This window comes from Brevundimonas sp., assembly GCF_030704825.1.
In the GTDB taxonomy this organism is placed as follows: domain Bacteria; phylum Pseudomonadota; class Alphaproteobacteria; order Caulobacterales; family Caulobacteraceae; genus Brevundimonas.
Genome location: NZ_JAUYNX010000033.1, coordinates 48412 through 59654, shown reverse-complemented (window position 1 = coordinate 59654; position 11243 = coordinate 48412). Strand labels below are relative to the sequence as shown.

The window sequence follows — 11243 nt, the reverse complement described above, 5'->3', positions numbered from 1 at the left end:
GGTCCCAAGGCACCGGCCCATGACCCTTGATAGGGTGGATGTTGGGGTGACGGATCAGGGAGGTCTAATATTTCGCGCTAATTCAATATCTTAGCGAGAAAGTATGGCGCGCCCGGAACGATTCGAACGTCCGACCCTCAGATTCGTAGTCTGATGCTCTATCCAGCTGAGCTACGGGCGCGCTTGGCCGCGAACGGCGAGGGCGGGTATCTAGCGGACGAGGGGACGGGGGGCAAGAGCCGCCGGAGCGGTTTCGGCGATGTTTCCGGCGCGGCGCGAAACGGCGCGGGCGGGGGTTTCGTTCGGGCGGACGGCGGGCCAAGGTGGAGCGCCTCCCCGCCTTCCCCGCCCGGAACCAGCCCAGAGCCCGCCATGATCCGTCTCCCGACCCGGCCCCTCCGCGCGTTCACGGCCGCCGTCGCGGCGGCGGGGCTGGCGCTGGCGGGATGCGCGGGCGGGACCGGAGGGGCCTCCGTCGCGGACCCGGGGCGCGGCGCGGTCGCGGCGGCCGCCGCGCCGCCGGCCCGCGGCCCGTTCGTGGCGGCGGCCAATCCGCTGGCGGTCGAGGCGGGGCTGAAGGTGCTGCGCGCGGGCGGCTCAGCGGTCGATGCGGCGGTGGCGATCCAGGCCGTGCTGGGTCTGGTCGAGCCGCAGTCTTCGGGCCTCGGCGGCGGGGCCTTCATCATGGTGTTCGAGGCCGCGACGGGCGAGATCACCAGCTATGACGGGCGCGAGACGGCGCCGGCAGCGGCGACGCCCGAGCTGTTCCAGGAGAACGGCCGGCCGCTCGGGTTCGGCGAGGCCGTGCTGAGCGGGCGGTCGACCGGGGCGCCCGGCGCGGTGGCCGCCCTGGCCATGGCCCAGGAGGCGCACGGCCGCCTGCCGTGGAGCGCCCTGTTCGGCGAGGCCGAGCGACTGGCCCGCGACGGCTTCGCGGTCAGCCCCCGGCTGGCCGGCTTCATCGCCGCCACGCGGGGGCAGGCGCGGACGCGCTGGGCCGACGCCTATTTCACCCGGGCGGACGGCGAACGCTACGTCGCCGGGGACGTGCTGAGGAACCCCGCCTACGCCGAGACGGTGGCCGAACTGGCGGCGGGCGGGGCCGAGGTCTTCTACCGGGGGCGGGTCGCGCGCGAGATCGCCGCCGTGGTCGCCGAGGAGCCGCGCCCGGGGGCGCTGACCGCCGCCGACATCGCCGCCTACGCGCCGATCGAGCGCGGCGCCCTGTGCCGGCCCTGGCGGATCTATGTGATCTGCGTGCCGCCGCCGCCGTCCAGCGGAGTGGCGGTGCTGCAACTGCTGGCCATGGCCGAGCGGACGCCGGACATCGGTCTCGGCCCGGACAGCCCCGAGGCCTGGGCCGCCTTCGCCCAGCTGCAGCGGCTGATGTACGCCGACCGCGACCGCTATGTCGGCGATCCCGGCTTCGTGCGCGTTCCGGTGCAGGGGCTGCTGGACCCCGCCTATGTCGCCGAACGAGCCGCCCTGGCCCCGGGTCTGACCGGCGCCGCCGAGGCGGGAACGCCGCCGGGCGGGGTGTTCGCCGGGCCGGACGCCACCCTCGAGCCGGCAGGGACCTCGCACCTGGTCGTCGTCGACGCCGAGGGCAACGCCGTCAGCATGACCACCACGGTCGAGAGCGTGTTCGGCTCGGGCCGGATGGCGGCGGGCTTCTTCCTCAATAACCAGCTGACCGACTTCTCCTTCTCGCCGACGCGGGCCGACGGCGGGCCGGCGGCGAATGCCGCGGCCCCGGGCAAGCGGCCGCGCTCGTCGATGGCGCCGATCATCATCCTCGACCGCGAGGGGCGGCTGGTCGGCGCGCTCGGCTCGCCGGGCGGCACCTCCATCCTGGCCTACAACGCCCGGGCCCTGATCGCAGTGCTCGACTGGGGCCTGCCGATGCAGGAGGCCTTCGACCTGCCCAATCTGGTGGCGCGGGGCGACGGCTTCGGCGCGGACACGGACCGGTTTTCGCAGAGCCTGCGCGAGGGCCTGGCGGCGCGGGGGGTGGCGCTGCGGCCGAACGACAGCGAGACCTCGGGCCTGCACGGCGGGATCTGGCGCCGGGGTCCCGACGGCTGGAGCTGGGACGGCGGCGCCGACGACCGGCGCGAGGGCGTGGCGAGAACGCACTAGGCTGGCCGCCGGGCTCAGACAGGCCGCGACCGCGCCGCGGCCGTCGGCGCAACAGGGACGCCTACTCCGGCTTGATCGACAGCTGGAAGGCGATGACGCCTTCGGAGACGTCGGTGTCGACGCCCTGACCCAGGCGCACGCCTTCGACCCCGATCTCGCGGTAGATCAGGCCGAGGGAGCTCTGGACCGGACCCCGGCGCATGGCCACGCCCAGGGAGGCGTCGCCCATGAAGACGCCCGAGTCGTGGCTGACGCCCGAGCGGGCGAATTCGCCGTCCCGGTTGCGGGCCCAGTTGTAGCCGACCGCCCGGCCCGAACCGGCGGCGTACAGATACCAGCGGGGCCGCTGGCCGAAGGCCTCGTCGCCGTCCGGAACCAGCCGGTCGAGATCGCGGCCGATGCGAAGCGTGGCGCCGGCCTCGGTGGCGCCGCCGCGGCTGCCGACGCCGACGCCGATATGCGGCGTCAGGGTCACGTCGAGGCCGGAGGCCGTCTGGCCCAGGGTCTCGGTCCAGCCGCGCGTATAGGTCAGGTCGTAGTGTTCCGCCTCATAGGCGGCGGGATCGAGCGGACCCGGAGGCAGGGGAGAGCCGTCGGCGCGGCGCACGGTCCCTTCGGTGCGCAGGCGCAGGCGGTCGTCGAATGCGTCATTCTCGAACCAGACGTCGCGGCTGGAGGCCACCCAGGGCGAGGCGCGGTCGCGCGAGGGCGCGTAGCCGGTCCAGCCGTCGCCGGAGACAGGGTCGGGGCCGTAGCCTGGACGGTCCGCGCTCGCGAAGCGGGCGTCGCGGTCGAGCCGGGTCAGGAGGTCGGAAACCGTCGTGGGCGGTTCGCGGGTGACGGTCCATGGATCGGACAGGGCGACCTGGAGCGCGAGGATCGCGGCCGGAGATTCAACGGCGAGCGCCGGGGCCGCACAGGCCACAGTCGCCAACACTCCGATCGAAACAACCGTCATACGCATCAACGGTCCCTCCCGATCCGTCAACGAATGCGATCCTGCACGAGGAAGACCGCAGCGCCAACCGACTTTCGCACCTGCGGACCAACGTCGGCTGCGGGCCGAGGTTCCGGGGTCACAGGGGTCCGGGGCGGGACCGGAGGCCTATTGGCAGGCCAGGCACTCGTCGTAGTCGGTGCGCGCGGCGCTGAAGAGATCCGGCTGGTTGGGGTCGACCTCTTCCTCGACCTTGTTCTCGGCGCCGGCGAAGGCGGCCCTCTGCACCGACTTGGAGCGCAGGTAGTAGAGCGATTTCACGCCCTTCTCCCAAGCCGACCAGTGCAGCATGTGCAGGTCCCATTTGTTCACGTCGCCGGGAATGAACAGGTTGATCGACTGGGCCTGGCAGATTTCCGGGGCCCGGTCGGCCGACAGTTCGACGATCCAGCGCTGGTCCAGCTCGAAGGCGGTCTTGAAGATGGATTTCTCGTCGTCGGTCAGCCCCTCGAGGTGCTGCACCGAACCCTCGTGTTCGAGGATGGACGACCAGACCGCCTCGGTGTCGATGCCCTTCTCGCCCAGCACCTTCTCCAGATAGGGGTTCTTGACCGCGAACGAGCCGGACAGGGTCTTGTGCGTGTAGATGTTGGCCGGGATCGGCTCGATGCCGGCCGAGGTGCCGCCGCAGATGATCGAGATCGAGGCGGTCGGGGCGATGGCCAGCTTGTGGCTGAACCGCTCCATGACGCCGCGCTCGGCGGCGTCCTCGCAGGCGCCCTTCTCCTCGGCCAGCAGGCGGCTGGCCTTGTCGGCCTCGCGGCGCAGATGTTTGAACAGCCGCATGTTCCACGACTTGGCCATGGCGGATTCGAAGGCCACGCCCTGGGCCTGCAGGAAGGAGTGGAAGCCCATCAGGCCCAGACCCACCGACCGCTCGCGCCTGGCGGAATAGACGGCCGCGGCCATGGCCGGCGGCGCGCGGCGGATGAAGTCTTCCAGCACATTGTCGAGGAAGCGCATGACGTCCTCGATGAAGCGGGGCTCCTCGCGCCACTCCAGGAAGCTCTCGGCGTTGACCGAGGACAGGCAGCAGACGGCGGTGCGGTCGACGCCCAGGTGGTCGCGGCCGGTGTGCAGGGTGATCTCGCTGCACAGGTTGGACTGTTTGACCGACAGGCCGAGGTCGCGCTGATGCTGCGGCATCTGGCGGTTCACCGTGTCGGAGAAGATCAGATAGGGCTCGCCGGTCTGCAGGCGGATCTCGAGGATCTTCTGCCACAGGGCGCGGGCGTCGACGGTCTTCACCACCGCCTGGTCCTTGGGCGACAGCAGGTCGAAGGTGCGGCCGTCGCGGACCGCCTCCATGAAGGCGTCCGAGATGTTGATGCCGTGGTGCAGGTTGAGGGACTTGCGGTTGAAGTCGCCCGAGGGTTTGCGGATCTCGAGGAACTCCTCGATCTCGGGGTGGTGGACGTCGAGGTACACCGCGGCCGAGCCCCGGCGCAGCGAGCCCTGGCTGATGGCCAGCGTCAGGGAGTCCATCACGCGGATGAAGGGGATGATGCCCGACGTCTGCCCCGCGCCCTTGACCTTCTCGCCGATGGACCGGACGCCGCCCCAGTAGGTGCCGATGCCGCCGCCGTTCGAGGCCAGGGCGACGTTCTCGTTCCACACCGACTGGATGCCGTCGAGGCTGTCGGCCACGGCGTTGAGGAAACAGCTGATCGGCAGGCCCCGGTCGGCGCCGCCGTTCGACAGCACCGGCGTCGAGGGCATGAACCAGAGTTTGGACATATAGTCGTAGACGCGCTGGGCGTGTTCGTGGTCGTCGGCGTAGGCCGTGGCGACGCGGGCGAACATGTCCTGGTAGCTCTCGCCGGGCAGCAGGTAACGGTCCTCCAGCGTCTTCTTGCCGAAGTCGGTCAGCAGGTCGTCGCGGGTCCGGTCGAGCTGGAGGGAGCGCACCACGGAGAGATGGGGACGCTGTGACGCATCGCCGCCCGCAACCGGCTGGAATTCCACTGTCTTCAACGCTTCGCCGCCGGCCATAATGCTGTCGCCCTGAACTGGATCGATGCGGAGCCCCACGTCCTGAACCACATCATCTTGTGGCCGGGACGTTCCCCACGCCCACATATGGGGCGCAGATGGCTAACCAACCGTCAACGGGGTTGACGATCACTTTCTGCCCGAATCGCGATCAAGGCGGGGGATGAGCCTGTGGACAGGCCGCGACGCGGGCGTGACAGGAGACTCTCTCCAGGCATCACGAACGCGTGAGCGGAACGTCCCGCAAGCGGGACCGTTGGGGGGCGATGACCGTGAACCAGATCGTCGTCTTTCTTCGCCGCGCGTCGCGCATCGCGCGGTCCGAACTGGCGGCGATCGGCGCCTTGCTGGTGGCGACCGCGGGCGTGATGACCTTCGTCGAGGTCGCCGACGACATGACCGAGGCGGACGGCCGCGCCTTCGACCAGGCGGTGCTGCTGGCCCTGCGACCGAGCGGTTCGGCCGACGGCTGGGGCCCGCCCTGGCTGGAGACGGCGGCGCTGGATCTGACCGCCCTGGGCGGCATCGCCGTGCTGGGACTGTTCGCCATCGTCGTGGTGCTGTTCCTGGTCCTGCAGCGCAAGCATCTGTCGGCCCTGCTGCTGACCCTGGGTCTCGCGGGCGGCGTGGCCCTGAGCGAGGGGTTGAAGGCCGTGTTCGGGCGCGACCGGCCGCCGGCCGCCTTCCAGGCCGTGGAGACGATCAACGCCAGCTTCCCCTCGGGCCACGCCCTGCTGTCGGCGGTCTTTTATCTGAGCATCGGCGTCATGCTGACCCGGGCGTTTCCGAGGCGGCGGTTCAAGGCCTATGTGCTCGGGGTGGCCGTGGCCCTGACCCTGATCGTGGGCCTGACCCGGGTCTATCTGGCGGCGCACTGGGCCACCGACGTGCTGGCCGGCTGGAGCGTCGGCGCGGCCTGGGCCATGGCGTTGTGGCTGGTGGCCTATGCGGCCCAGCGACGTCAGGCCGTGCACCAGGCCGGCCCGCACGACGAGACCTTGCCCGACGGCCCTGTCGGCGATAAAGACCCGTCCGTCATCGGGGAGTAGCCGCCCGCATCTCTCAGCGGGGTTCGCGTCAACATACTTCCTCTCGCCCGGAGAGGATGGCGCGGAAAGTTCTCGGGGCCTCAAGCAGCGAGCGACCGCGTCGCGAGCGTTAGGCCCCGCTAACATGGCAAGACCGCTGGCTTCGCAGGGCGCTTCCACGCGGGGGCCGGCTGCGGATGCCAATGGTCTGTCCGCCGAACCCCCGCGCATGAAGCAGAGTTGGAAGCCTTCCTGATCTCGACCGGCCTCGTCTCCCTCGCGGAGATCGGGGACAAGACCATGCTGCTGGCCATCCTGCTGGCCGCGGCCTGGAAGCGACCGCTCCCGATCCTGCTGGGCATCCTCGCCGCGACCCTGGCCAATCACGCCTTCGCGGCCCTGGCCGGATCGGTGCTGGCGCGCTTCATGGACGGCGACTGGGTGCGCTGGGGCGTCGGCGTGGCCTTTATCGGCTTCGCCGTCTGGGCCCTGGTCCCGGACCGGTTCGACGAGAAGCCGGACATGACCGAAAAGACCTTCGCCGGCGTGTTCTGGACCACCACGGCGGCCTTCTTCCTGATCGAGATGGGCGACAAGACCCAGGTCGCCACGGCCATGCTGGCGGCCCGGTTCCAGACCCTGCCGCTGGTCGTCGCCGGTTCGACCCTGGGCATGATGCTGGTCAATGGCCCGGCGGTGCTGCTGGGCGAGACGGCGGCGAAACGGCTGCCGCTGACATGGATTCGCCTGGCTGCTGCGGCGGGCTTCGCGGCGACAGGATTTTGGGTCCTCGTCGCGGGCTGATAGGAAGGCCGCCCCCCCGGAAAGTCCTGAACCGCATGCGTCTGTTTCTCCGTTTCGTCGGCGCCGCCCTGATGATCGTTCTTCTGGGCCTGATGCTCGCCCCGGGCGGGACGATCGACGGGGAGGCGGTCATCTGGGACAAGGCGGCGCATTTCATCGCCTTCGGCCTGATCCTGTGGAGCCTCGGCGTGCTGTTCCGTCGCCTGCCCCGCCTCGGGGCGGCCGTGTTCGCCGTGGCGATCGGCGCGGCGGTTGAGGTGGTGCAGGCCTATGTCGGCCGCGACCCCAGCTGGGGCGATCTGCTGGCCGATTCGCTGGGCGTGTCCACGGCCTTGATGATGTGGGCGGTGTGGCGCGGCTTCCGGCCGCGCGAGGCGTTTCAGACCTCGAACACCCGGTAGGGCGTCTCGCCCAGGGTCCGCAGCACCGGCAGGGCGACGTTGTAGACCGGCGTTCCCTTGTTGGTCCGGCCCTCCGGCTGGCCCCGGTGGGCGTGGCCGTGCACCACCAGGCTGATGTTGTCGTAGCGGTCGATGGTCTCGCCCAGGCGCGACGAACCGAGGAAGGCGTGGATTTCCGGCGGCTCGCCCATCACCGTGTCGACCACCGGGGAATAGTGCAGCACCACCACGCTGCGCTCGGTGCGCAGCATGCGGATCGAATTCTCGATGTGGTTGGCGTCCTCGACCGCCTCCTGCACGAAGGCCTTGATCGAGGCCTCGCCGAACGGGCTCAGCATGTAGCGGCCGAAGCCGCCGATGAAGCCCTTGCCGCCCGCGAATCCGACTCCCTCGATCTCGTACGCCTGGCCGGTCAACATTTTCACCCCGGCGTCGCACAGCATCCGGGTCACCTCCTCCGGATGGCCGCATTCGTGCTCGTGGTTGCCCAGCACCCCGACCATCGGGATCTGGCAGCCGCGCAGGTCCTCCAGCAGGATCTCGACCTCGCGGACCTTGCCGAAATTGGTCAGGTCCCCGCACAGCACCAGCACGTCGGCGTCCTCGTGCACCCGGTCGAACAGTTCGCGATGCGGCCGGTCGTGGGTCTCGCCCACGTGCAGGTCGCCGACGGCGGCCACGCGCAGCTTCTTCGCCGGCCCCGCCTCCATGCCGGGCTGGGGCGTCTGGGGGTCGATGTCGCTCATGAAGCCCCCCCTCCGCGCCGCGAGGATCCGCGAGCCGGGCAGGGGGCCCCATCAATGTATGGGATCATGGCGCTCCTCCAGACCCTTGCCGACGATGTCGCCGAAGCCCCATTCGGTGATGTCGAAGATATAGTCGCGCGGGCTGAACAGCCGGCCCCGGCAGACCCTGACCCGCGGCGCGGGCAGATTGACCTGGGCCTGCAGCCGGCCGGTCAGTTCTGTCATCAGCCAGGCCGGAATGTTGTCGCGCTCGGTCGGATAGGCGAAGCGATAGTTGAGCAGATGGGCCAGCAACACCTCCCAGTACAGGTCCATCTGGTCGAGCAGGAATTTCCAGTCGATGGCGGCGGCCTGTTTCAGGATGACGTGGTTCACGTCGGCCCCGTCGAAACGGTAGCGGTCCTGGATGAACACCTTCGACAGGATCAGGGCCGTCGGCGGGGTGATGGCGACGGTGTGGCCATAGACCTCGATCGTATCGTCGCCGAACCAGCTGTCGGACACGGCGATGGTGCCGTTGGACATGGCGAAGATGACGTCGAAGAAATGCCTTTCGTCCTTCCACACCTTGGCGATCCAGCGCTCGTCCTCGACATCGGTGCGATAGCCGCGGGCCTGGAAGAAGGCGAGGATGCGCGGGTAGTCGCCGGGCTTGCAGAAGACGTCCAGATCCTTGGTCGGCCTCTGGATGCCGGTGTAGGCGGTGACGGCGTAGGTGCCCGACAGCAGAAAGGGGATGCCGCTCTCCTTGAGCAGGCGCAGGCTCTCCTCGTAGAAGGCCACGGCCTCGGGCGGTGGATGGAAGCCGGGATCGGCGACGATGTCTGACATGGTCCGGCTTTCTCCAGGGGCGTCTGGAAACGGCCCCGGTCGGCGCCGGGTTCCTGGGCCGGGCGCCCCGCGGCGGCGATGCGCCCGATTTGTTTACGGATTCCGCCTAACGCTGGCTCATTCAGTTGAACCGGAGGGGACCGGTTGAGGGGTCGTTGGCGTTTGTTCAGGCATGAAGCGGGCCGTGTCGCTGGTCCGCCGGCGTGGGCCTATGTGCTGCTGTTCGCCCTGTCGCAGCTGATCGGCCACTGGAGCGTCGCCACCTACGGCCAGGTCGCCATCTGGCTCTCCAACGGCATCCTGGCCGCGGCCCTGCTGCAGCTTCACCGACGGCCGGCCATCACGGTTCTCACCGCCTGTTTCGCGATCAATATCGGTAGCAACATGATCCGCGGCGACGCGGGTTTCCTGCTCTGGCTGAACGCCCTGATGAACCTCGGCGAGGCGTCGCTGGCCGCCCTGCTGGCCCGGCGCGTATGCGGCGCGGCCCTCGACATGCGCCGGCCCCGGCGGCTGGTCGCCTTCGCCCTGTTCGCCGCGATTCCCGCGGTCCTGGCGACGGCCGCGGTCGGCTACGGCGTGGTCCTGCTGGCGCGGCAGACGCCCCTGAGCCCGACCGTGCTGTTCAACATCTATTCCTTCTTCATCGTCGAACTGCTCGGCCTGCTGCTGGTCACCCCCATCCTTCTGCTGGTGGCGCGGGCGCACCGGTTCGAGGGCATGACCCGGGCGCATCGCCCCGAGGCGATCGGTCTGGTGGCGCTGATGGTCGCGGTCACGGTCGCGGTCTTCTGGCAGGACGGAACCCCGCTGCTGTTCCTGACCTTCCTGCCGATGTTGCTGATCGGCCTGCGCCTGTCCCCCACCATGGCGGCGGCGGCCCTGATCCTGATGGCGGCCCTCAGCGGCGTGGCCACCCTCACCGGGCACGGTCCCATTCATCTGACCCGTCTTCCCGAAGCGGCCGGCCTCGAGGCCGTTCCCCCGATGCTGCGCCGGCTGGGCGTCTACAACCTGTTCCTGCTGGCCATGGTCGGCACGGTGCTGCCGATCTCGACGGTGATGACTGAACGCCGGCGGCTGGAGGCGCGTCTGCGCGCCCGCACCCTCGCCGCCCAGGAGGCCCGCCGCAAGGCCGAGGACGCCGCCGCCGCCCGGTCGCGCTTCCTGGCCATGATGAGCCACGAAATGCGGACCCCGCTGAACGGGGTGGCGGGGTTCGCCGACGCCCTGGCCGGCCGGCCGGGCCTCGACGCCGAGGCCGTGCGCCAGGCGCGCCAGATCCGCGAATCCAGCGACGGCCTGCTGATGCTGGTCGAGGATATCCTCGACTTCGCCCGCGGCGACGACGCCCTGTGTGTCGAGCCGCTGGATCTCGCCGCCGTGGCCCGCGAGGCGGTCACGCCCAGCCGCGCCGCCGCCGACGCGCGCGGCCTGACTCTCAGCATCGACGATCGCCTCCCGCCCCGGGCGCGGTTCACCGGCGACCGCCGCGCCCTGCGTCAGGCCCTGCACCCGCTGATCGCCAACGCCGTCAAATTCACCGACCATGGCGAGATCGTGGTGCGGCTGGACCGCGCTTCCGACGGCGTCTGCATCCGGGTGTCGGACACCGGCTGCGGCATCGATCCGGCCTTCCTGCCGACCCTGTTCGACGCCTTCGCCCAGGCCGACGCCTCGATCGGCCGCCATCACGCGGGCGCCGGCCTCGGCCTCGCGCTCGCGGCGCGCCATGTGCGCCGGCTGGGCGGGCGGATCGAGGTCGACAGCCATGTCGGCGAGGGATCGACCTTCATCCTGCACCTGCCGCTGCCGCGCGCCGCCGATGCCGTCGAGGAAGCAAGGCCGACGCCGGAGGTCGAGCCGGCCCCGTCCGCCGAGCCCGATCGCGCGCCCCGGGTGCTGGTCGTCGACGACCACCCGGTCAATCGCGAGGTCGCCCGCATCATGCTGGAGGCCTTCGGCTGCGACGTGGTGGAGGTCTGCGACGGCCAACAGGCCCTCGACGCGGTGGCGGAGCAGTCGTTCGACCTGGTGCTGATGGACGTGCGCATGCCGACCATGGACGGGCTTGAGGCCACGCGCCGCATCCGCGCCATGCCGGCGCCAGAGCGCGACCTGGCCGTGGTCGCCATGACCGCCGACGCGATGCCCGAGGATGTGGCCCGCTGCCTGGCCGCCGGCATGAACGCCCACATGGCCAAGCCGATCAACCAGGCCGGCCTGCTGGCCACGGTGAACCGCGCCCTGTCCGGGGATCTGCCGGCGGCGCGCACGCCCGCCGAGGCCGAGGCGGCCTGACGGC

The 11243-nt window shown here is 70.3% G+C and carries 9 protein-coding genes, 1 tRNA gene and 1 riboswitch; of the genes, 5 read left to right on the top strand and 5 right to left on the bottom strand.

Annotated features, from left to right (window positions below; all coding sequences use genetic code 11):
• Nucleotides 1–104: 104 nt before the first annotated feature.
• Nucleotides 105–181: transfer RNA gene (locus tag Q8Q71_RS14905), tRNA-Arg, on the bottom strand.
• 191 nt (nucleotides 182–372) lie between these two features.
• On the opposite strand from Q8Q71_RS14905, the gene Q8Q71_RS14900 reads away from it, so the two are divergent.
• Nucleotides 373–2139 (top strand): gamma-glutamyltransferase family protein, encoded by a 1767-nt coding sequence (locus Q8Q71_RS14900; protein ID WP_305760385.1) that lies wholly within the window; start codon nucleotides 373–375, stop codon nucleotides 2137–2139.
• Between the two features lie 61 nt (nucleotides 2140–2200).
• Here the strand turns inward: Q8Q71_RS14900 and Q8Q71_RS14895 are convergent, their stop codons facing one another.
• Entirely contained in the window at nucleotides 2201–3103 is a 903-nt protein-coding gene (locus tag Q8Q71_RS14895) for a lipid A-modifier LpxR family protein (RefSeq protein ID WP_305760384.1), read from the bottom strand.
• 141 nt (nucleotides 3104–3244) lie between these two features.
• Nucleotides 3245–5128 (bottom strand): ribonucleoside-diphosphate reductase subunit alpha, encoded by a 1884-nt coding sequence (locus tag Q8Q71_RS14890; protein ID WP_305760413.1) that lies wholly within the window; start codon nucleotides 5126–5128, stop codon nucleotides 3245–3247.
• Nucleotides 5129–5394: 266 nt separating this feature from the next.
• On the opposite strand from Q8Q71_RS14890, the gene Q8Q71_RS14885 reads away from it, so the two are divergent.
• The 3 genes from Q8Q71_RS14885 (at nucleotide 5395) to Q8Q71_RS14875 (ending at nucleotide 7361) form a co-directional block, all read left to right on the top strand.
• On the top strand, nucleotides 5395–6177 hold the full coding sequence (locus tag Q8Q71_RS14885; protein WP_305760383.1) for a phosphatase PAP2 family protein: 783 nt from the start codon (nucleotides 5395–5397) through the stop codon (nucleotides 6175–6177).
• Nucleotides 6157–6331, top strand: a riboswitch (yybP-ykoY riboswitch). Its footprint overlaps the gene before it by 21 nt.
• A gap of 65 nt (nucleotides 6332–6396) precedes the next feature.
• Nucleotides 6397–6960 (top strand): TMEM165/GDT1 family protein, encoded by a 564-nt coding sequence (locus Q8Q71_RS14880; protein WP_305760382.1) that lies wholly within the window; start codon nucleotides 6397–6399, stop codon nucleotides 6958–6960.
• A 35-nt stretch (nucleotides 6961–6995) separates the two neighbouring features.
• The gene (locus tag Q8Q71_RS14875) at nucleotides 6996–7361 is read left to right on the top strand and encodes a VanZ family protein (RefSeq protein ID WP_305760381.1); all 366 of its coding nucleotides are present in this window, start codon (nucleotides 6996–6998) and stop codon (nucleotides 7359–7361) included.
• Here Q8Q71_RS14875 and Q8Q71_RS14870 read toward each other — a convergent pair.
• Both Q8Q71_RS14870 and Q8Q71_RS14865 read right to left on the bottom strand, forming a co-directional pair.
• Nucleotides 7340–8107 carry a metallophosphoesterase gene (locus Q8Q71_RS14870; protein WP_305760380.1) on the bottom strand — a complete coding sequence of 256 codons (768 nt, stop codon included), beginning with the start codon at nucleotides 8105–8107 and terminating at the stop codon, nucleotides 7340–7342. The genes Q8Q71_RS14875 and Q8Q71_RS14870 overlap by 22 nt on opposite strands.
• A gap of 51 nt (nucleotides 8108–8158) precedes the next feature.
• Complete coding sequence (locus Q8Q71_RS14865) at nucleotides 8159–8938, bottom strand: hypothetical protein (protein ID WP_305760379.1); 780 nt, start codon at nucleotides 8936–8938, stop codon at nucleotides 8159–8161.
• A gap of 162 nt (nucleotides 8939–9100) precedes the next feature.
• Here Q8Q71_RS14865 and Q8Q71_RS14860 point away from each other — a divergent pair, with 162 nt between their 5' ends.
• Entirely contained in the window at nucleotides 9101–11239 is a 2139-nt protein-coding gene (locus tag Q8Q71_RS14860; protein WP_305760378.1) for a response regulator, read from the top strand.
• Nucleotides 11240–11243 lie beyond the last annotated feature (4 nt).